The organism is Peribacillus deserti, from assembly GCF_016909175.1.
GTDB classification, from domain to species: domain Bacteria; phylum Bacillota; class Bacilli; order Bacillales; family DSM-1321; genus Paraperibacillus; species Paraperibacillus deserti.
The window spans coordinates 26,036-46,540 of sequence record NZ_JAFBFI010000001.1 but is presented as its reverse complement, the minus strand read 5'-3'; the positions used below and the strand labels follow the sequence as shown (position 1 = coordinate 46,540).

Here is a 20,505-nt window from a genome sequence, read left to right as displayed (position 1 = left end):
GAAAAGCCGAATGAAGCTCACTTCATTCGGCTTTTCTTATTACATTTTTTCCGGTGCAGATACTCCAATTAAGGCAAGAGCATTCTTTATCGTGATCTGAACGGATTTGATTAAGGCTAGGCGGGCTTTGCTGCGCTCGGACTGTTCAGGATCCAATACTTTTTCCGCATTGTAAAAGCTGTGGAAGGTTGCAGCCAGCTCGTTGATGTAGTTCGTGATTCGGTGAGGAATGCGTTTCTCGGCAGCTTCCGCCACGACCTGCGGGAAGTCGCCTACCTTTTTAAGCAGATCATATTCTTTTTCTGAAGAGATTTGAGTGTAATCAATATCTCCAGAAGTATAATCCAGATTAAGTTCGCTTCCCTGGCGAAGAATGCTTGCAATTCTGGCATGAGCATATTGAGCATAATACACAGGATTTTCATTGGATTCGGAAACGGCAAGATCCAAATCAAAATCAAGATGGGTATCAGGGCTTCTCATCGCAAAGAAATAGCGAACTGCATCAAGTCCCACTTCTTCAATCAAGTCTCTCATTGTAACAGCCTTACCAGTACGCTTACTCATCTTCATCTTTTCACCGTTTTTAAACAGGTGCACAAGCTGAATGATTTCGACTTCAAGCTGTTCTCTGTTATAGCCAAGAGCTTCAATGGCCGCTTTCATCCTTGGAATGTAGCCGTGGTGATCTGCTCCCCAGATATTAATGATTGTTTCAAAGCCGCGCTCAAGCTTATCACGGTGATACGCAAGGTCCGGAGTTAAATAGGTGTATGAACCGTCCTGTTTAATCAGAACACGGTCTTTGTCATCGCCTAACTCGGTAGAACGGAACCACGTTGCTCCATCCTGTTCGTAAATATGTCCTCTTTCTTGCAGAACCTTCAATGCTTCATCTATTTTCCCGTTGTGGTAAAGAGATGTTTCTGAATACCATTCATCAAAACGAACGCGGAAATTCTCTAGATCTTTTTTCAGCTTTTCCATTTCTACTTCAAGGCCGTATTTTCTAAAAAATTCAAAGCGTTCTTTCTCATCTGTGTGTGCAAATTTATCGCCGTGTTCTTCAGCCAATTTCTTGCCGATGCCAATAATATCTTCTCCATGATATCCATCCTCAGGCATAGGGAAGTCCTGGCCCAGCGCCTGGAAATAACGTGCTTCAACTGATTTTGCCAGATTATTAATCTGATTTCCCGCATCATTTATATAATATTCACGTGAAACATCAAAGCCTGCTTTTTGAAGGACATTACATAAAGAGTCGCCGACGGCCGCTCCCCTGGCATGGCCTAAGTGAAGATCTCCAGTCGGGTTAGCAGAGACAAACTCCACCTGGACCTTCCTGTTTTGTCCAAATCCGCTTTCGCCATATTTTTCGCCTTCAGCTAAAACAGCCGGGATAATTTCGACCAGGTACGAATTATTCATATGGAAATTGATGAATCCAGGTCCGGCTATTTCAATTTTTTCAATGTTTGCTTTAGAAGCATCAAAATGTTCAATAATTGTTTCTGCAATAGCTTTTGGGGATTTCTTAGCCACCCTGGCCAGCTGCATGGCCATATTGGTAGAATAATCTCCATGAGCCTTTTCTTTCGGTACTTCTAAAACCACATTTGGTATTTGTTCTTCGGCTGCTAAGCTTCCTTTTAGAACTGCCTGCTTGATTTCCTGCTTAATTTTCTCTTGAATCTGCTCTGCCACATTCATACTATCAGGCTTCCTCCTTATATATAATCGTCATTTGATAGACCCCTAAATGGTTTCCCTGCATCATCAGATCATAGTACAGCTCGATCTTTCCTTCTTTTGCCGGATCATTCCACTCTCTTACGATCTTACTGGTATCAGTCTGCATCTCAAGTCTGCCATACATACTCTCATAATATCCTGAAGTTACTTCATTTTCACGAAAATACTGCTTCATTGTTACCGACCCGCTTCTCATCAGCATGAGTTCGGTATCCGTAAATTTCACATACGTGTTAATGAGTCCGTTCTCATCCTTTTCCTCATACTGCAGATAGTCGGCATTCGCTTTATTATGTAAATTTCCTAGAGTCGCCAATTCGAAAGTTTCGGTCTCTGATCCATTTGTAATTGTCGTTTTAACAGTCACTCTCACACTTCTTTTATCGGAGTCTGTCTGGAGCATTATTCAACACCTCCAAGTTTAAAATAACTCTATAAGTATAAGGATTCCCGGCCCAACATTCAAGGGCTTCAAAAGGAATCAGGTGTTTTTTTGTTTAAAAGCAGCAGCCGGCCGCGCCTGTCTGCCCGTTTTTAATGGCAAAAAGCCCAAACTCTTATTAGAATTTGGACTTTAGCCTTCGTCATTATTTTTGTACCCAGCCTAAAAGCATCTCACGGATTAATTTGCTGGCCGTATTTGCCGTTTGCTCGGATACGTCGTAAATTGGCGCTACCTCAACAAGGTCGCATCCAATCACATTGATATCTGACTTTGCAATGGCGTGAATGGATGCCAGCAATTCTTTAGAGGTAATTCCTCCAGCATCCACAGTCCCTGTTCCAGGAGCATGTGCCGGGTCTAATACATCAATATCAATGGTTACATATACAGGTCTTCCTGCAAGAGAAGGAAGAATTTCTTTTAACGGCTCAAGCACTTCAAATTTGGAAATGTGCATGCCATTTTCCTTTGCCCAATGAAACTCTTCTTTCATTCCGGAGCGGATACCAAAGGAATACACATTCTTAGGTCCAATATGCTCTGCAATTTTTCGGATCGGAGTAGAGTGAGAGAGCGGCTCTCCTTCGTACTCTTCACGAAGATCGGTATGAGCATCCATGTGAATGATGGCGAGGTTCGGATACTTTTTGGCTGCTGCCTTCATCACCGGCCAGGAAACCAAATGTTCTCCGCCCATGCCAAGCGGAAACTTGCCTTCTGCAAAAATTTTATCAGCAAAGTCTTCAATTAAATCCAGGCTGCGCTGTGGATTACCGAACGGCAATGGAATGTCGCCCGCATCAAAGTATTTAACTTCCTCAAGCTCTTTATCTAAATAAGCACTGTATTCCTCAAGGCCAATGGATACCTCACGGATTCTGGACGGGCCAAACCGGGAGCCCGGACGATAGCTTACTGTCCAATCCATCGGCATTCCGTAAATAACTGCCTCCGCATCCTCGAAATCCGGATGACTTTTTATAAAAACATTGCCTGAATATGCTTCATCAAAACGCAAGGAGCATTCCCCATTTCATGTAAAAATATAGGGGAGAGTGGACTCCCCATTTTGGTGTATTTAAATCCAGGTAATACAAGCGTTTCACTAGTCTACGATGTCTAGCTGCGAACTGACACCCTCGAGTCATAAGTCCATCAGTCCTTGTGAAGAAAAACCGCTTCTCAATGCCTGCTTGCCTTATGCTTGTCGGGTATCTGCCTGCCTGTTAGGGGATCCTTTAAAATTAACACTTAATCATTCAGCAAATATTGAAAATAACTTAGGCAGACACCGTTCTCCGCTTTTCTTAATTATTTTATTAAGTCTTGGACAAATTTCGGCAGCACGAACGCTGCTTTATGAAGCTCTTTTGTATAGTATTTTGTATCGATTTCATGGAAGCGTTCTTCGTTTACATCCAATGGATTATGGACTTTAGAGCCGATCGTGAACGTCCACAAACCGCTTGGGTATGTTGGGATGTTAGCGATATACAAGCTTGTAATCGGGAAGATTTCTTTTACATCTCTTTGGACTTCTGTAATTAAATCAGCTTTGAACCAAGGGTTGTCCGTCTGGGCAACAAAAATCCCATCTTCTTTAAGCGCCTTTGCAATTCCCGCATAGAAGCCTTTTGTAAATAGATTAACAGCAGGGCCTACCGGCTCAGTTGAGTCAACCATGATTACGTCATATACGTTTTCGCTTTCTGCAATGTGCATGAAGCCGTCATCCACTTTCACTTCAACGCGCGGATCTTCAAGCATGCCAGCAATCTCAGGCAGGTATTCCTTAGAATATTCGATAACCTTTCCGTCAATTTCAACCAAAGTCGCTTTTTTCACGCTTGGGTGTTTAAGAACTTCACGAATGACTCCTCCGTCTCCGCCGCCCACTACAAGAACATTCTCAGGATTTGGATGTGTAAATAACGGTACGTGTGCAACCATCTCGTGGTAGACAAACTCATCTCTGACAGAGGTCATGACCATGTCATCTAATAGAAGCATATTGCCCCACTCTTCTGTTTCTACCATATCAAGCTTTTGGAATTCCGTTTGCTCTGTATGTAAAGTTTTATTCACTTTCATTGTTATGCCAAAATTCTCTGTCTGCTTTTCTGTAAACCATAAACCCATTTTTGAATCATCCCTTCCTGTGTGTCTGATCTGCTATTTAAATTCTTTTGTTAGTATACCCTAATTATTTGAAAGTTCCCTAACAAAAATCATTTTTACCACATAAAACCAGGATCCTGATCAGGTGCTTCTATCATAATTTCATCCTGCATCAGAAAAGTATAGAACAATCTAGCAAAAATGCAATATTAATTTTAGTTTTTTTGTTTCCGATGTTTAAAAATGCCTTTGTTCTTTCATACTGATTAATACTCTATTACCTTAAATTATTTTAATAAAACTCTGCGTCCCTTGTTTTCGTAAATAGATGAACAAAATGCTTATATCAATGTCAGCTCCAGCGGCTAGTGTACTTAGCTCTCCTCCTTACGATAAGTCAACATCGAATCGCTTTCGTTCTTCGTGATGCCCAGCTGCAGCGCCTAGACCCTCGAGACATAAGCCAATCGGTCCATAGAAAGGAAACCACTTTCCACGGCCCGCTCCTCTTATGCTTGTCGGGTCTAAGCAAGGCGCTTCCGCTTTTCGATGTTTCCTTTATCTCATTCGGAGCGCTCCAGTCCATTCGCCGCTAAACGGGCGCCTGCGCTTTTCTAATCTATTAGGGTGGTGAAAGATAATGGAAGCAATTACAGGACAGCGCTTTAAACAATCCTTTAAATACATCAGGGCCATCATTATTTTGTCAGGGTTAGCCCTAATGATTGTATTTGTTATTTATTTATCGATTCTTGGCTATGCCAAGCTGCTTGGGGCACCGCCTCTGGCTGTACCTAAATCTTCTATTTATTACTCGGCGGATGGCTCTGTACTGGGTGAAACCAATACGGCCCAGAAGAGATACTGGGTGAAACTATCAGATGTTTCCCCGGCTCTTGTAAAAGCTACGGTATCTGTGGAGGACCAGCATTTTTTTGAGCATGGCGGTTTTGATCCTAAGCGGATTGCCGGTGCTGTACTTGCTGATATCCATGCCATGGCTAAGGTTCAAGGGGCCAGCACCATTACCCAGCAGTATGCCCGGAATTTATTTCTTCAGCATGATAAAACATGGAAACGAAAGCTAGAAGAAGCGTTTTATACCATCAGGATTGAAATGAATTATTCGAAGGAAGAAATTCTAGAAGGATATTTAAATACGATTTACTATGGCCACGGCTCTTATGGAGTTCAGGCAGCAAGCAAATATTATTTCGGCAAGGATGCGAAGGATCTTACACTTGCAGAGGCTTCACTGCTGGCCGGTATCCCGAAAGGCCCATCCCGCTATTCTCCTTTTGTGTCTAAGGAAAATGCCAAGGATCGGCAAAAAATCGTATTAGGGGCCATGCAAAGCAGCGGCTACCTTAAGAAGAATGCAGCTGTACAAGCCTATTCAGAACCACTCGAATTCAAAGGAGAGCAGGAGTCAGCTGCTGATCAATTTGCTCCCTACTTCCAGGATGCCGTCAAGCAGGCCTTAAGAACTCAGCTTCACTTGGATGAAAGAAGTATAGAGCTTGGAGGATTGAGCATTTATACCACGCTTGATACTAAGATTCAAAAGCAGGCTGAAAGCACCTTTGATACCATTATTTCTAAAAGCTCCGATATACAGGGATCACTTGTTTCGATGAACCCTAAAACAGGAGAAGTAAAGGCAATGGTTGGCGGAAGAGATTATAGCCAAAGCTCCTTCAACCGGGCTACACAGGCATCGAGACAGCCTGGATCAACCATGAAGCCGATCCTGTATTACGCGGCTTTAGAGCAGGGCTTCACTCCATCCACCCTGCTTAGAAGCGAACTCACGACATTTACCTATGATAATGGAAAAGCTTCTTATACACCGCACAATTTTAATAACCAGTATGCGGAAGATGATATTACAATGGCCCAGGCGCTCGCCATGTCGGATAATGTGTATGCGGTAAAAACTCACCTGTTCCTTGAGGAAGGTTCATTGATTAAGACAGCCCGCCGTTTTGGCATTCAGTCTCCATTATCTAATGTACCTTCTCTTGCTCTTGGTACCTCTGGAGTCAAGGTGCTGGAAATGGTTAACGCCTACAGTCTTTTTGCGAATGGCGGAAAGAAAGTCGAACCTATTTTCATTAATAAGGTGGTTAATCATAAAGGTGAGGTTATTTATGAACATATGCCCGAAAAGGAAAAAGTGCTTGAGCCTGGCCTGGCCTTTGAAATGACTTCCCTTCTTACCGGCATGTTCGATAAAAAGCTCAATGGCTATTCATCGGTTACCGGCAGTACGATTGCTTCTCAACTAACAAGGCCGTATGCTGGAAAATCTGGTTCCACCGAATATGACAGCTGGATGGTTGGCTATACACCTCAGCTCGTAACCGGCGTATGGACTGGATATGATGACTCCAAGAAAATTGTTTCTTCGACGGAAAAAAGGTATGCGAAAACTATCTGGGCCGGTTTTATGGAGAGTGCGCTGGGTGATCAGCCAGTGAAAAAATTTAAACCGCCAGCCAATGTGGTGGGTGTTTATGTAAATCCTGCAAGCGGAAAGCTGGCAACCGAGAACTGCCCTGTTTCACGCCTCATGTATTATGTAAAAGGTACAGAGCCTGCTGAATATTGCACCGAACATTTAGGTGACAGCCATGCTAAGAAAGAAAAGCATGCTAAGCACAAAAAAGTTCCGTGGTATAAGCGTATATGGGGGCATGAGTAAGCCATCACGGATTAAAACAGTATTTACGAAAAACAGCTAAAAAGTGAACGTCCAATGAAAAACCCCGGGAATCCATTCCCCGGGGTTTTTCTGTCCTTGTTTTACAGCGGTACTCGCTGTAAATAATATTACTCATTTTCTTAATATTCGACAAGTATAATTTTTTAGTTTTCAAGCAAGCCTTGTTTTAATTCTAATGTGGATTGATTCCACATATCCAAGTTATGAATTTTTAAAAATTCTCGTAACACTACTTTAGATTTTTCATCCATATGGTCTACAATAATGTGCCGTTTCATGGACTTATCCATCCTGTTCACATGTTCAGGGAGAGATTTGTAGCCTCTTCTGATCGACCGGTCTACCGTCATCTCGCACGCTGTTACACCAGCATAATAAGGTCCTTCAGGCTTCCTTTCAACGGTTACCCATACAAGCCAGTAAGGCTTCCCGTTTGGTACTTCCTCTTTACTTTTAAGAAACTTAATTCCTTTTTCAACAGCACTCCTAGCGTGCATGGCTCCAATATCAATGAATGCTTCTCCTTCTTCTACATCTACGAAGACCGGGGAAACATTCTCCAGGCTCAAAGCGCCGGTACCATAACCGCCGTGCCCGTCAGTCGGGTCATTTTTTATAATATTAAATCCGAGCTTTTTTTTCGGTTTCTCTTCCAAAAAAATCCACCTTCTTTGCTTAATTCTGAAATCTTTTATAAAAATATACCTGAAAAGAAATTAGTTAAAACACTGTAGATCTGCGGTATAACCGTCTGAAAAATAGGATCAATGATATAATCTCCAAGCGGAGTAATGACAAGCACCAGGAAAATAAGAGACCCGTACATTTCAAGCTGCGACATTTTTGCACGTATGTTATCTGGCGCTAGGTCCTCTAGCACGCGGTATCCATCCAGCGGAGGAAATGGCAGGAGGTTAAATACAAACAGTATAATGTTGATCTCAATCAGAGTCTGTAAAAAATTAAATACATATTCATTGTCCTGCAGAATCCCTGCACCTGCAAAGCCAAAAAAGATCATAAATCCTATAACCGCAATAACAAGATTGCTTAAAGGCCCTGCTATAGAAACAAGAATGCCGGCAAGCCTTGGGTTTTTGAAATAATGTCTATTAACTGGCACAGGCCTTGCCCACCCGAAACCAGCAACAAGCAGCAGCAGAGTCCCAAGTGGATCTAAATGAACAGCAGGGTTTAAGGTAAGCCTTCCCTGCTTCTGTGCCGTCGGGTCACCAAATTTATATGCTACAAATGCATGGGCAAATTCATGCAGAGTAAAAGCAATGATCAGCGTTACAACAACATATGGTATTTCTTCTAACGGAAACCTTAAAAAACTTTGTAGTGTATCCACTTATTATTTTCCCCCAATTTGAGTCATGCTTATCAGCCGAATGATTCTATTTTTAAGAAACTAAGAAAATCTCAGCTTATCTAGATTCTAATAAACATTTTGCCTTTCATTGATCCTGTGCATTAGTGTTTATTTGAAAGGCACCGTGCTCCGCTTTTCTTGTTGGCCAGCTCCGAACTGACATCCTCGAGTCATAAGCCATTCTGTCTATGGGAAGAAGACCGCTTCCCACAGCCAGCTCGTCTTATGCTTGTCGGATGTCTGCTTTTCCACTTGTATAGATTCTAATACATATTTTGCATTTCATTGATCGTGTGCATTAGTTTATTTGAAAGGCACCGTTCTCCGCTTTTCTATCTGTCCAGCTCCAAGCTGAGACCCTCGAGTCATAAGCCAATCCGTCCATGAGAAGAAAAAGCACTTCTCACGGCCTGCTCGTCTTATGCTTGTCGGGTCTCTGCCTGCTTGTTTGCTAAGATGTTTACTAATCAACATCACATCATCATTCAGTTTATAAATAGTTAGGTGTAGGCAGGCACCGCTTTCCGCTTTTCTTGTTGTCCAGCTCCGAACTGACACCTTCGGTCATAAGCCAATCGCCATCAAAAGGCGAAAGAGCCTTTCGCTGCCGCTTTTCTTATGCCTGTCAGGTGTCTGCCTTTCCACTTGTATAGATTCTAATACATATTTTGCATTTCATTGATCGTGTGCATTAGTTTATTTGAAAGGCACCGTTCTCCGCTTTTCTTATAGTATACAGGAAAGAAGGGTGCGTGTTCAAAGGTGAAACCGTCCTGATTTGTTATTCTATTCTGCAGCAGGCTCAGGGCTTGCTTTTATGCCATAAATATGAAAAACTACTGTCAAGAAATAGGAGGAGGGTTCAATATGCCATATGTAACTGTCAAAATGATTGAAGGGCGCTCAGAGGATCAAAAGAAAGCACTTGTAGAAAAGGTAACAGACGCTGTATCCGAAACAACCGGTGCTCCAAAGGAAAAGGTTGTTGTCTTCATTGAAGAAATGTCTAAGAACCATTATGGTGTAGCTGGCAAACGATTAAGCGATCAATAATAGGTACATACTTAAAAAGCTAAGCCCACCTATTGGAGCTTAGCTTTTTGTTGTATTTTTTCAATATATTGATAGGCTTCATCGATCTCTTCCAATGTATATTTCTGTTTACTTTTCAATGTATGGATTTTTTCCGTCACATCTTCCTTTGACAATTCAAAAAAGTAAAGGACGGTCGACACCAATTCAAGAAACCTTGCACTTTGCTCATTCATGTCTTCCATGCATGGCTTTAGTTCTTGCATGTCCATTTCATAGTGCTTTAGAAATTCTTCGCCTGATGGAGTCAGCGTATAACAATACTGATAATACCCGCTCTTCTTTTCTTTATTTTCATGTAAATATCCCAGGTTGCAGAGTTCTTCTACTCTCAGTGTCAGCTCTTCAGAATATGGCCCATAGAAATGAAATTGAAATTTTTCCTAAAAAGGGAAAGAAATCTTCTTAGCAATATAAATCATTTTCTGCAGCTTTTTCCGGCCAGCTATTTCTCCAGCTGAAGCAATCGCATTTATTATGTTTGCGTGATCTTTAAACAACGGTTTTCACTCCTCGGTATGCTTCCATAAATCTTTCGTTCATTGTTTTGTCAGAACTGCTGATTCCATCATTAAAAGGGCGGCTTCCATTCAGTTTTTTATCAATCCAAATCAAGCAGCTGCCTAATCTGCTTTTTTATTTTCCGGTTGCCCGTTCCGTCTTCCAGGATATCTGCAGGGAAATACAGCTTATGGTCCGTCCTTCTTTTCCCTGATATTGAATCAACTATTTCCGATTCTCTCGAAAGCTCACGAATTTCTCCATTATTCTTCATTAAATGAATCGGCAGCCTTTCTTCCTCTTCCCCGGGCCTGTAAAAGTCGTAAGGCAGGTCAGAAGATGAATCAACAACCAAATAATATTCCGGGTCTATCCCAGCTTTTTGAAAAAGTCTATTTAGTTCTAAAAGCTTGCTCATCTGCTCATTCGACGGATGGAACTCTACGTATTTAAACAGTTTCCTATTTACAAACCGAATACATAAATCACGCAGGATCGGATCACTTTCTTCCTGCCAGAGCTGAAAATAGTAAAGCATAACCGATTCATCCAGTTTCAAATAGTCCTCTAACGTAATTTTACCTTCAAACAGCGAATAAAAATGAATAGGCGCAAGCTTAAAGGCATAGGATTTTTCAGAAAGATGCTTTGCCCGGTGAAGGATCTTCGTTAAAATAACCTCCGCACTGCGGGAAACCGGGTGGAAATAAACCTGCCAGTACATTTGATACCTGCTCATGATATAATCCTCAACGGCATGCATACCGCTATGCTTGATGACGACCTGATCTTCCTTCGGCCTCATCACCCGAAGAATTCTTTCCATATCAAAATGCCCGTAGCTTACCCCAGTAAAATAAGCATCCCTCTGCAGATAATCCATACGATCGGCATCGATCTGGCTGGAAATCAAGCTGACTACTAGTTTATTTTTATATGTTTTAGCTATCACATCAGCCACTTTCTTAGGAAAACCTGGATCCACTTTCACCAGAACCTCATGTATCTCTGTATCCCCAAGAATAATCTGCTGTGTAAATTGTTCATGATCCAGATCGAATACTTTTTCAAATGAATGGGAGAATGGCCCGTGGCCTAAGTCATGAAGCAGCGCAGCACATAAAGACAGCAGCCGCTCCTCCTTGTCCCACTCAGGACGGCCGTCAAAAACGTCATCCACAATCCGCCTGACTATTTCATATACTCCAAGAGAATGGTTCAGCCGGCTGTGCTCTGCTCCATGGAACACCAAAAAGGTCGTTCCCAGCTGCCGGATCCGCCTTAAACGCTGAAATTCCTTGGTTCCTATCAAATCCCAGATGACTTTATCTTTTATATGTATATAACGGTGAACAGGATCTTTAAATACCTTTTCTTCATACATTTTTTCTTCGGAATATCCCATAGGCTGACCCTCATTTTCGTAATCTACCATGTTTATATTATAGCTTGTTATTTTCCAAATTCCTACCATACTTCGCCTGGAAAAAGAAAAAAATGGCGAACCATAGTGGATCATGTCGGTTTCTAGGTTGGTGTAAATTTGCCTTTTCAGCTTAAATCTTTCTGCTAGCATTTATTTTCCCTCATTGTGAATCGTTCTAAACAAAATAGCCGGTAGTTAATTTTTCGACCTATTCGAGAGAGATCGCAAATGAATCATACTGGTTTTCCTAGAGTCTTTATTTATCTATTAACTATTATCCTTCCAACCTGTATAAAAAGTTGTAAGAGTGTCCACACTGTTTGTAAGAAGCGGCGTGGTTATTCAGCTGTCAGGGTTACTAAACATCCTGGCGCAGAAGAAAATAATGGTTCACACATCTTGACTAAAGAGCATTTGAAGCTAACTGTTTTTTTCTAAAATCATGCTAAAATATCCATCTAGCAGGAAAGGGAGTAATAGGATGAAAGTTCGACAAGATGCATGGACTGAAGAGAATGATTTATTGCTTGCAGAAACCGTTTTAAGGCATGTGAGAGAAGGCAGCACACAGCTGAATGCCTTCGAGGAAATTGGGGATAAACTTAATAGAACTTCTGCGGCCTGCGGATTCCGCTGGAATGCAGTTGTCCGCCATAATTATGAAAAGGCACTTCAACTGGCTAAGAAGCAGAGAAAGCAAAGAAATCGGATCCTTGGGAAAGAACAGGGCGGAAAGAAAAAGCTGCTATACAGCCCGCCAGCACCAACCATTGACGATATTACACATACAGTGCCATTAGAAGAGATTCATACATTTCATTCACAAGACTTCGAAATGGGTGAAATGGTAGAAATGGAGACGCAGGCGTATACAGCACCCGTACAAGAGCCAGCTGCATACACCGCACCGGTTGTTTCCTATACAGCACCTGCTGCAGTACCTTCCCTGCGAACCGAAATCACACTCGATACGGTCATTACCTATCTGCAGTCAATCAGCGGAAGCCAGCTGCAAAACCAAGTACTAAAATCAGAGAACGAAAGACTCCGCCTGGAAATTAAAGATTTAAAGCAGCAAAATATAGATTTACAAAAAAGAATTACAGATCTTGAGCAAAATTCCGGCATGATGCAGGAAGACTATGAAACACTTATGAAGATTATGAACCGTGCAAGAAAGCATGTACTTTTAGATGAAGATGACCGTCCGGCTACCAAATTTAAAATGGACCGTAACGGGAACTTAGAAAAAGTAGCTGAATAAAGATCTGATTCAATTTGAGAGAGAAACTGGCAGCATTGATTCTCGATATAAATAGAAAAACAGCCATCTGCTGCTAACAGGTGGCTGTTTTTTATATTAAATTTACATACGCCGGGTTTCTTTGGCTCTTGATTTGATGATAAAAAATTTTCATGTTAGGTCCAGACCGAACTTCTCGTTGCGGTCTATCATTCTCTTCAAATAGCCTTCGAACTGCGTTGTTTCTTCACTGGCAAGCCCGCTGTTATATATATGCGAACTATGTTCCTGAAGGGTTTTTAAAAAACGAAGCATCACATCCTGCACAGTTAGGGGCACTTGTAAAAGCTCTGACAGCGAAGCCATCACCTCTGGCCGGATGTCAGGAACCTCAAATTTTGTTTGGGCATCGCCTTTTGCTAATCTATAGAAATCGTGAATCAACTGTGCTCGCGCGCTGCCGCTGCCTTCAACCGAAAGATAAATCTGCACAGCTACTCCGTTTCGAATTCTTCTTTGTGAAATGCCGGCAAATTTTTTTCCATGAATGCTTAAGTCATAGCTCCCCGGGCAGTACGAGCCGGTGATTTCCCTTGCTTCTATATCCAGCGGGAAGTCTTTAAACATATATTTGATTAACTGGAACATGGTCTCATAGCCGCGGTTTATATCTATCTTCTTACGTTCTGTTTCCTGAAAAATTAAAGATAAATTCAAAACTCCCTCATCTAATACAACTGCCAGTCCTCCAGAATTACGGACGATATAGTCGTAGCCTTGATCCGCTAAATAAACAAGCCCTTTTTCCAAAAATGGAAGTCTTGTATCCTGTATTCCGAGCACAATAGTAGAATGGTGCACCCAGGCTCTGGCTGCAGCCGGCGAAAGGTCTGCCCCGACTGACTGGCACAGGGTATCATCCATTGCAAAAGATTGTATCGCTTTAAAATTAGGGCCAAGAGAAGATTGATCAATAATTCTCCATTTATCCTGCTTTAACAGGGACGTTTCCTCTGCCACAATAGATAACTCCTTCAAACTCTAAACTATGCTCTATTATACCATATGGGTGAGAGTGGTTGCTGCAGGTTGTTGGGGGGTTAGTTGATGTTGGCGGCTCGTTTATGGCTGGTATGGATGAACTGTCGGGGCTATACAATCTCTAGTGAAAAGATTTGTATCCCCAAACTCTGAAGAACCGGACAAATCCTCTTAAATTTGGATTTTCACTCTTAAATTTGGATTTTCACTCTTAAATTTGGATTTTCACTCTTAAATCTGAATTTTCACTCTTAAATTTGAATTTTCACTCTTAAATTTGAATTTCACTCTTTAAATTAATTCTCCCCGCCTTTAACTTCTTGTAATTCTTATTACTAAGCATTAGTACTGTTCATTATTAATTAAATTCAGGCTGACCGCATAAACCAAAGAGATACTTGAGGTGAAAAATAGGGTGAAACTTGGATTTACCACTCCTAAATTTCTTGTTCTTTGCAGAGAAGCGGCCCAGTCGAGCTTAAGAAGATACATTTTCATGGAATAGACAGGCTGTTCACCTACAAAACATAGCGGGCTGTCTATGTTTTCCGGAAGATAGAATCTAACTCCCCCGCACATTCATTTAATGAACCTGACTATACGATAAGCATTGATGATATCCCCGGGTAAAGGTTAGTCCTTATAAACTGCCCACTGAACCTAAAAAAAGGCCGCCCCCTAAAGGGCAGCCTTTCATGCTTTCAATTATCTGTGGAGAGTTTGTGCAGCTGTGATTAACGCTAGTTTATATACGTCTTCTTCGCTGCAGCCTCTGGAAAGGTCGTTTACCGGACGGTTCAGGCCTTGCAGAATAGGTCCTACTGCTTCGAAGTTTCCGAGTCTTTGTGCGATTTTGTAGCCGATGTTTCCTGCTTCAAGGCTTGGGAAGATAAATACATTTGCATTTCCCTGAAGCGGGGAATTCGGTGCTTTTTTCACCGCTACGGATGGAACAAAGGCTGCGTCAAACTGGAATTCTCCGTCGATTACTAATAAAGGATCTAGCACTTGTGCTGCTGCAACAGCATCCGCTACTTTTTGCGTTTCTGGAGACTGTGCTGAGCCTTTTGTGGAAAAGCTTAGCATAGCCACGCGCGGTTCTATATCAAACATACTTGCTGTTCTAGCACTTTCAACTGCGATCTCTGCCAGGTCCTGGCTGTCAGGAGCAATGTTGATGGCACAGTCAGCGAAAACATATTTCTCGTCATCACGAACCATGATGAACACACCAGATGTTTTCTTAACTCCTTCTTTTGTTTTGATAATTTGCAAGGCAGGGCGGACCGTGTCAGCAGTAGAATGAGCTGCTCCGCTTACAAGGCCGTCTGCTTTATTGGCATAGACAAGCATGGTTCCAAAATAGTTCTCATCAAGCAACATCGTTCTAGCCTGCTCTTCTGTAACTTTTCCTTTGCGGCGTTCAATAAATGAAGCTACCAGCTCGTCCATCATGATAAAGTTTTGAGGATCATAAATTTCAACTTTATCCAAAGAAACATTTAGTTCTTCTGCTCTGGATTGAATTTTTTCAATATTTCCGATCAGGATCGGTGTAAGGATATTATCTGCTGCAAGTCTTCCTGCAGCTGTTAAGATTCTTTCATCCATGCCTTCAGGAAATACAATTTTAATATTATTGCCGGTAACTCTTTCTGTTAAAGCCCTAAATAAGTCGCTCATTATAAATTCCTTCTTTCCGCTTTAATTCTTGTATAGGATACTCTTATCTTTTAAAAATTACTAATTTCCAAAACAAAAATACCGCTTACATCCAAAATGTTCTTTTATTCCGAAATATTCGACACTTGCACTTCTTTTTACAATAAAATGATTTCCTTATTTTAAGGTTATAAACCTCTTTGTCTTTGGAATATTACAGAGTACGAGTGTCAGATAGAATGTGCCTGTGTCAAAATAGTGCCGAGTTCACTAAAACGAAACAGATTTGAAGCTGTTCATAGGTGGTAATAGAGCCAACGTATGCTATAGTAAAATTGTAGAAATTGACTTAATGGAGTGATGATAAATGAGTGAAGCAGCTCAAACACTAGACGGCTGGTACTGCCTGCATGATTTTCGTTCTGTTGATTGGACAACCTGGAAAATGCTGCCCGAAGACGAGCGCAAGGAAGCCGTTAACGAATTCCTTGGGTTAGTTGAAAAGTGGAACCAGACTCAGGAAAACAAACAAGGCAGCCATGCGGTTTATACTATTGTGGGGCAAAAAGCTGATTTTATGATGATGCTTCTTCGTCCAACGATGGAAGAACTGAATGTGATCGAAACTGAATTTAATAAGTCAAAGCTTGCCGAGTTCCTTGTTCCTGCTCATTCCTATGTTTCAGTTGTTGAGCTGAGCAATTATCTGGCTTCAGGAGAAGAAGATCCTTACGAAAATCCGCATGTTCGTGCGCGCCTTTATCCTGAACTGCCAAAAGCAAAATATGTGTGTTTCTATCCGATGGACAAGCGCCGCCAGGGCAATGATAACTGGTATATGCTTTCTATGGAAGACCGACGTACGCTTATGCGCTCGCATGGAATGATTGGACGCCAATATGCCGGCAAGGTAAAACAAATCATAACTGGTTCTGTAGGCTTCGATGATTATGAATGGGGAGTCACTCTGTTCTCAGATGATGTACTTCAATTTAAAAAGCTTGTCTACGAAATGCGTTTTGATGAAGTTAGTGCACGCTACGGCGAATTTGGTTCCTTCTTTGTAGGAAATATCTTAACAGAGGAAGAATTTCCAAAGTTTCTAAGTGTATAAGACTTTTTCAGCCCTCCTAAGCCGGAGGGCTTTTTTTATTGGATAACTGGAATAAAAGACATCTTTCCTCATACATATGGAATAGTGAGAAATTAACTAATTCATACGTTTATCCGGGCATGGCCGCCTGGGTAGATGAATAAAAATTACTTACTGCAGCATATGGTTTCTTAAGCATGTAAATTTTTGGAGGGATTTCTAATGATGAGACAGTCTTCTAATCAAAACCCTTACCCTGGGTACACTCCCCCGTATAATCCATATACTCAAGCTCAGCAGCCGATGTTTCAGCAGCAGCCGGGGGCTCAATACCAGCAGCTGCCTGGAGCCCAGCCGCAAGGAACATTTCAGCCGCCAACACCGGAATACCCGGGGGGAGCTGAAGGGGTTCCCGCTGGCCAGATGCCAGGCGCTGGTGCAGGAATGGGTCAGCCTACAGTACCAGGCGGAGGCCTGCCGCCTGAACAGTCTTATATTGAAAATATTCTCAGGCTAAATCGGGGAAAACTCGCGACTGTGTATGCCACTTTCGAAAATAACCGGGAATGGAATGCCAAGATATTTAAAGGCATTATTGAAGCTGCCGGAAGGGACCACATCATTCTCAGCGATCCACAGACAGGGATGAGATACCTTATATTAATGGTGTATGTCGATTATGTAACGTTTGACGAAGAAATTGAATATGAGTATCCGTATGCGGCAGGACAGGGACCGCGCTTAGCCACTTATCCGCCGAGGTAATAACAAACAAAACCACCGGGACAAATGGGAGTTCCGGTGGTTTTGTTGTTACATATGCTTATAGACAGCAGTTATCAGTAGAACCCATGCCGCCAAAAAGGCCAATCCTCCGAGTGGAGTGATCGCTCCAAGTACTTTAATGCCAGTGACACTTAATATGTACAAACTTCCGGAAAACAAAAGGATGCCAACCAGCATCAGCCAGCCAGACCACGATAGAAGATTTCCTGTCTTTAAGGTTCCAGCCAGTAATCCGATAATCAGTAATCCTGAAGCATGAAACATTTGATAGTTTACAGCCGTTTTCCAGGTTTCTAAATATTTATCTGAGATTTTACCTTCCAGTCCATGAGCTCCAAATGCTCCAAGTGCAACAGCTAAAAAGGCGTTGATCGCCCCTAGCAGCAGAAATGTTTTCAAGTTATTTTCCCCCTGGTTGTTTTTTGACTATTTAAGCTCAGTTTAGTTGTTATGCCTCATTTCGTATACAGCCTTTATGAACTGTTTTGACGCTTACATATGCGCATAAGCTGAAAGCAGCTTTTTAAAAATCTAATAGTGAATTTCCATTCGCTCCCTCTATACGCGCAGGCTGAGTCTGCGGCAATGAGGGCTGGTTCATGCTTTTAGCTGGAACCGATTGGAAGCTTAATTCGGCAATGGGCATGACAGCAGCAGAAACTGTATCGCTATTCCCTTCCAGCATTAAATCGCATACTGCCTGAATCGCTATTATGTATTTTTGTGCTCCCGCCTCACTATCGGCAGACTTGGCTTGGTTGAGCAGATCCTCTATTTTATCTAACATTTTTCGAGAAGAGATTTCCATGGCTTTCACCTCTATTACTGCTTTTTTCACTGCATTTATTTATTCTACATGGCTTGTGCTTCTTTCTCAAATTCTTTTAATTCCTTATCTGAGCCGAAGATTACAATAATATCGTTTTCCAGCAGTTTTTCTTCCGGTTCAGGATTGCTATTCATTTCCTCTTCCCTGACAATCGCCAGAACCATGACTCCATATTCACTTCTGATCCGAAGTTCACCTATTGTTTTATTTATAAATGGTGAATCTTTCACTAATTTCACTTCTTCTATTCCATAGCTGCGTTTTCCGGCATGAAGCATAGCGTTGACATAATCGACACTGACTGGCTTCAGGATGGAAAATACCATCTGTTTGCCGCCGATTGAGGAAGGATTGATGACCCTTGCTGCACCGGCCCTGATCAGCTTGTCCTCGGTCTGCAATTTTTCGGCCCTGGCGATGACCTTAATATTTTCATTCATCCCTTTTGCTGTTAATGTGACAAAAACATTATCCGCATCTGTCGGCAAAGTCGTAACTAAGCCTGAAGCTTTTTCTATTCCTGCGCTTTTCAGGACCTCATCATCCGTAGCATTGCCTACTATATAATGTATATATTTAGGAAGATTTACCGGGAGTTCCAGTTCCTCTATATCAATTACTACTGTAGGAGTTTCTGTATGTATTAATTGTTCGAGTACTTGCTCACCCACTCGGCCATGTCCGCATACGATTACATGATTTTCAAGCTTGGATATCACCCTGCTCATTCTCCTTTTAGCAAAAGTTTTTGTTAGTTCCCCTTCAATCATGACCGTAGCAATGGCACCTGTTGCATACGATACGATTCCTATACCTAAGGGAATGATAACAAGGGCAAACAGCTTTCCCGCTGTGCTTTCAGGGACCGCATCTCCATAGCCCACTGTCAGGACTGTAATCACTGTAAGCCAAAAGGCATCAAATAAATGTAAATGCTCTGTATAATAAAATCCGATCGTTCCAAATATCGTGACGGCCACCATTGCAAAAATAGCGTTATACACATGTTTAAACCGAAAATACTCCATTTTGCCGCTCCTTGTTCTTACATTTAGAAAGCATATAAGTCTTAATTTTCCCCAATAGCTGCTATCCCATGTTTAGACTGAGTGTTTCATGTGAAACATTAAAGGCATCTTTTATTGGGTATCCTCTATACACCAATTTATTTTCTGTAGGCCCGCCTGTTCCAAATAACGATTGGCTGTAGAAAAAGGGCTGCTTCCAAAGAAACCTTTATTTGCCGAAAAAGGGCTTGGATGCGGTGAAGTGATGATAAAATGCCTGTCCGTATCAATCAGAGGAAGCTTACTCTGTGCAGGCTTGCCCCAAAGGATAAAAACAAGAGGAGTTTCTCTGGAATTTAATAAACGTATGATCTGGTCGGTAAACATTTCCCATCCTTTTCCTTTGTGAGAATGAGCCTGTCCTTTTTTGACTGTCAGAATGGTATTTAGAAGCAGGACGCCCTCCCTGGCCCACTTTGTTAAATGACCATGGTCCGGAATGGGACAGCCTGTATCCTGGTGAAGCTCTTTAAAGATATTTTTCAATGAAGGCGGGACTGTAACCTCAGGCCTGACTGAGAAGCTTAATCCGTGTGCCTGATTAGGGCCATGATACGGATCCTGCCCCAGCAGGACTACTTTTACCTTATTAAAAGAAGTGTATTTTAAGGCATTAAAGATATCCTCCGATGCAGGATATATCGTTTCTGTTTCATATTCAGCCTGAAGAAACTGTTCAAGCTCCGTAAAATACGGCTTTTTAAATTCTTCTTCCAGCAGTGAAGCCCACTCATTTTCTATCAACTGTCCCAGCATTTTTTGACTCCCCTTTCGCTTCCGTTATCCTTGCAAACAGACTAATTTACCCTATTTTAGCATGTCTAATATCTTCTTTTTCCATTTCCTGTTTTAAATCGATTTCAAACATCGAACGAACTCCTGCAAGTAAATCGTGAATTATAAATTGAATGTTTACTTTTCTCTAGAGAGGCTATATAAAAACTAGGCATGGTAATTACTCATTACCAATTATTCGAACAAGGAGGACATTTAATATGTATCAAGTACATGTAATTGAAAATGGCGTACAAGCGAAGGAAAAGATTGAAAGCTTATCAGGAACCGGTTTTTCCGAGGAAAGTATCTTTCTATTTGCCCATGATAAAGACCGCTCAGAGCATCTGACAGAAAACACGAATACACAGGAAATAGGAATGAAGGAACAAGGCTTTCTAAGCTCCCTGGGAAATGTTTTTAAGTCCAGAGGAGACGAGCTTCGCTCTAAAATGCAGTCGCTAGGCCTGACCAAGGAAGAAGCAGACCTGTATGAAAAAGAGTTAGACAGAGGCAAGGTTGTATTAGTAGCGTCCGATGAAGTTAAATAAATCAATTACCGCTTAAAGGCAG

General features: G+C 41.8%; 19 protein-coding genes and 1 pseudogene. 6 read left to right on the top strand and 14 right to left on the bottom strand.

Annotated features, from left to right (window positions below; translation table 11 throughout):
* Window positions 1-39: 39 nt before the first annotated feature.
* The 4 genes from argS to speE all read right to left on the bottom strand — a co-directional run bounded on the left by argS (window position 40) and on the right by speE (window position 4,339).
* Window positions 40-1,713, bottom strand: a complete 1,674-nt coding sequence (gene argS / locus JOC77_RS00220; protein WP_204537336.1) for an arginine--tRNA ligase — start codon at window positions 1,711-1,713, stop codon at window positions 40-42.
* Between the two features lie 4 nt (window positions 1,714-1,717).
* The gene (locus JOC77_RS00215) at window positions 1,718-2,158 is read right to left on the bottom strand and encodes a YwiB family protein (RefSeq protein WP_204537335.1); all 441 of its coding nucleotides are present in this window, start codon (window positions 2,156-2,158) and stop codon (window positions 1,718-1,720) included.
* A 184-nt stretch (window positions 2,159-2,342) separates the two neighbouring features.
* On the bottom strand, window positions 2,343-3,218 hold the full coding sequence (gene speB / locus JOC77_RS00210) for an agmatinase (protein ID WP_204537334.1): 876 nt from the start codon (window positions 3,216-3,218) through the stop codon (window positions 2,343-2,345).
* A 293-nt stretch (window positions 3,219-3,511) separates the two neighbouring features.
* Complete coding sequence (gene speE / locus JOC77_RS00205) at window positions 3,512-4,339, bottom strand: spermidine synthase (RefSeq protein WP_204537333.1); 828 nt, start codon at window positions 4,337-4,339, stop codon at window positions 3,512-3,514.
* A 619-nt stretch (window positions 4,340-4,958) separates the two neighbouring features.
* Between speE and JOC77_RS00200 the strand changes: the two genes are divergently transcribed.
* Window positions 4,959-7,022, top strand: a complete 2,064-nt coding sequence (locus JOC77_RS00200; RefSeq protein ID WP_204537332.1) for a transglycosylase domain-containing protein — start codon at window positions 4,959-4,961, stop codon at window positions 7,020-7,022.
* A 164-nt stretch (window positions 7,023-7,186) separates the two neighbouring features.
* On the opposite strand, the gene JOC77_RS00195 is transcribed toward JOC77_RS00200, so the two are convergent.
* Both JOC77_RS00195 and JOC77_RS00190 read right to left on the bottom strand, forming a co-directional pair.
* The gene (locus JOC77_RS00195) at window positions 7,187-7,699 is read right to left on the bottom strand and encodes a YwhD family protein (protein ID WP_204537331.1); all 513 of its coding nucleotides are present in this window, start codon (window positions 7,697-7,699) and stop codon (window positions 7,187-7,189) included.
* Between the two features lie 35 nt (window positions 7,700-7,734).
* Window positions 7,735-8,397 carry a site-2 protease family protein gene (locus JOC77_RS00190; protein WP_204537330.1) on the bottom strand — a complete coding sequence of 221 codons (663 nt, stop codon included), beginning with the start codon at window positions 8,395-8,397 and terminating at the stop codon, window positions 7,735-7,737.
* Window positions 8,398-9,285: 888 nt separating this feature from the next.
* Here JOC77_RS00190 and JOC77_RS00185 point away from each other — a divergent pair.
* Window positions 9,286-9,471 carry a 2-hydroxymuconate tautomerase gene (locus tag JOC77_RS00185; protein ID WP_204537329.1) on the top strand — a complete coding sequence of 62 codons (186 nt, stop codon included), beginning with the start codon at window positions 9,286-9,288 and terminating at the stop codon, window positions 9,469-9,471.
* A 29-nt stretch (window positions 9,472-9,500) separates the two neighbouring features.
* On the opposite strand, the pseudogene JOC77_RS00180 reads toward JOC77_RS00185, so the two are convergent.
* Together JOC77_RS00180 and JOC77_RS00175 are read right to left on the bottom strand one after the other, a co-directional pair.
* Window positions 9,501-10,010: pseudogene (locus JOC77_RS00180) on the bottom strand (YwgA family protein).
* Window positions 10,011-10,111: 101 nt separating this feature from the next.
* Entirely contained in the window at window positions 10,112-11,416 is a 1,305-nt protein-coding gene (locus JOC77_RS00175; protein WP_204537900.1) for an HD domain-containing protein, read from the bottom strand.
* Window positions 11,417-11,918: 502 nt separating this feature from the next.
* Between JOC77_RS00175 and JOC77_RS00170 the strand changes: the two genes are divergently transcribed.
* Window positions 11,919-12,701 (top strand): RsfA family transcriptional regulator, encoded by a 783-nt coding sequence (locus JOC77_RS00170; protein WP_204537328.1) that lies wholly within the window; start codon window positions 11,919-11,921, stop codon window positions 12,699-12,701.
* Window positions 12,702-12,851: 150 nt separating this feature from the next.
* Here the strand turns inward: JOC77_RS00170 and lipL are convergent, their stop codons facing one another.
* Both lipL and pta read right to left on the bottom strand, forming a co-directional pair.
* Window positions 12,852-13,700, bottom strand: a complete 849-nt coding sequence (gene lipL, locus JOC77_RS00165) for an octanoyl-[GcvH]:protein N-octanoyltransferase (RefSeq protein ID WP_338047161.1) — start codon at window positions 13,698-13,700, stop codon at window positions 12,852-12,854.
* Window positions 13,701-14,426: 726 nt separating this feature from the next.
* Window positions 14,427-15,404, bottom strand: a complete 978-nt coding sequence (pta, locus tag JOC77_RS00160) for a phosphate acetyltransferase (RefSeq protein WP_204537327.1) — start codon at window positions 15,402-15,404, stop codon at window positions 14,427-14,429.
* Between the two features lie 346 nt (window positions 15,405-15,750).
* Between pta and hemQ the strand changes: the two genes are divergently transcribed.
* Both hemQ and gerQ read left to right on the top strand, forming a co-directional pair.
* Window positions 15,751-16,497 (top strand): hydrogen peroxide-dependent heme synthase, encoded by a 747-nt coding sequence (gene hemQ, locus JOC77_RS00155; protein WP_204537326.1) that lies wholly within the window; start codon window positions 15,751-15,753, stop codon window positions 16,495-16,497.
* Between the two features lie 204 nt (window positions 16,498-16,701).
* Window positions 16,702-17,241: a spore coat protein GerQ gene (gene gerQ / locus JOC77_RS00150; protein WP_239558532.1), complete on the top strand. Its 540-nt coding sequence runs from the start codon at window positions 16,702-16,704 to the stop codon at window positions 17,239-17,241.
* Between the two features lie 48 nt (window positions 17,242-17,289).
* On the opposite strand, the gene JOC77_RS00145 is transcribed toward gerQ, so the two are convergent.
* The 4 genes from JOC77_RS00145 to JOC77_RS00130 form a co-directional block, all read right to left on the bottom strand.
* Window positions 17,290-17,661 (bottom strand): DUF423 domain-containing protein, encoded by a 372-nt coding sequence (locus JOC77_RS00145; RefSeq protein ID WP_204537325.1) that lies wholly within the window; start codon window positions 17,659-17,661, stop codon window positions 17,290-17,292.
* Between the two features lie 124 nt (window positions 17,662-17,785).
* Window positions 17,786-18,070, bottom strand: coding sequence for a YwdI family protein (locus tag JOC77_RS00140; protein WP_204537324.1), 285 nt, complete (start codon window positions 18,068-18,070; stop codon window positions 17,786-17,788).
* A gap of 44 nt (window positions 18,071-18,114) precedes the next feature.
* On the bottom strand, window positions 18,115-19,119 hold the full coding sequence (locus tag JOC77_RS00135) for a potassium channel family protein (protein WP_239558508.1): 1,005 nt from the start codon (window positions 19,117-19,119) through the stop codon (window positions 18,115-18,117).
* A 111-nt stretch (window positions 19,120-19,230) separates the two neighbouring features.
* Window positions 19,231-19,914 carry a uracil-DNA glycosylase gene (locus JOC77_RS00130; protein ID WP_204537323.1) on the bottom strand — a complete coding sequence of 228 codons (684 nt, stop codon included), beginning with the start codon at window positions 19,912-19,914 and terminating at the stop codon, window positions 19,231-19,233.
* Between the two features lie 239 nt (window positions 19,915-20,153).
* Between JOC77_RS00130 and JOC77_RS00125 the strand changes: the two genes are divergently transcribed.
* Window positions 20,154-20,483, top strand: a complete 330-nt coding sequence (locus tag JOC77_RS00125; RefSeq protein WP_204537322.1) for a YflT domain-containing protein — start codon at window positions 20,154-20,156, stop codon at window positions 20,481-20,483.
* Window positions 20,484-20,505 lie beyond the last annotated feature (22 nt).

Bases quoted from the DNA above. Each gene is read 5' to 3' on its own strand.
- JOC77_RS00215 (WP_204537335.1), bottom strand. From the start codon at position 2,158: ATGCTCCAGACAGACTCCGATAAAAGAAGTGTGAGAGTGACTGTTAAA.
- JOC77_RS00125 (WP_204537322.1), top strand. From the start codon at position 20,154: ATGTATCAAGTACATGTAATTGAAAATGGCGTACAAGCGAAGGAAAAG.
- JOC77_RS00185 (WP_204537329.1), top strand. From the start codon at position 9,286: ATGCCATATGTAACTGTCAAAATGATTGAAGGGCGCTCAGAGGATCAA.
- speE (WP_204537333.1), bottom strand. From the start codon at position 4,339: ATGGGTTTATGGTTTACAGAAAAGCAGACAGAGAATTTTGGCATAACA.
- JOC77_RS00130 (WP_204537323.1), bottom strand. From the start codon at position 19,914: ATGCTGGGACAGTTGATAGAAAATGAGTGGGCTTCACTGCTGGAAGAA.
- JOC77_RS00200 (WP_204537332.1), top strand. From the start codon at position 4,959: ATGGAAGCAATTACAGGACAGCGCTTTAAACAATCCTTTAAATACATC.
- JOC77_RS00135 (WP_239558508.1), bottom strand. From the start codon at position 19,119: ATGGAGTATTTTCGGTTTAAACATGTGTATAACGCTATTTTTGCAATG.
- gerQ (WP_239558532.1), top strand. From the start codon at position 16,702: ATGAGACAGTCTTCTAATCAAAACCCTTACCCTGGGTACACTCCCCCG.
- hemQ (WP_204537326.1), top strand. From the start codon at position 15,751: ATGAGTGAAGCAGCTCAAACACTAGACGGCTGGTACTGCCTGCATGAT.
- JOC77_RS00140 (WP_204537324.1), bottom strand. From the start codon at position 18,070: ATGGAAATCTCTTCTCGAAAAATGTTAGATAAAATAGAGGATCTGCTC.
- JOC77_RS00175 (WP_204537900.1), bottom strand. From the start codon at position 11,416: ATGGGATATTCCGAAGAAAAAATGTATGAAGAAAAGGTATTTAAAGAT.
- pta (WP_204537327.1), bottom strand. From the start codon at position 15,404: ATGAGCGACTTATTTAGGGCTTTAACAGAAAGAGTTACCGGCAATAAT.
- argS (WP_204537336.1), bottom strand. From the start codon at position 1,713: ATGAATGTGGCAGAGCAGATTCAAGAGAAAATTAAGCAGGAAATCAAG.
- JOC77_RS00170 (WP_204537328.1), top strand. From the start codon at position 11,919: ATGAAAGTTCGACAAGATGCATGGACTGAAGAGAATGATTTATTGCTT.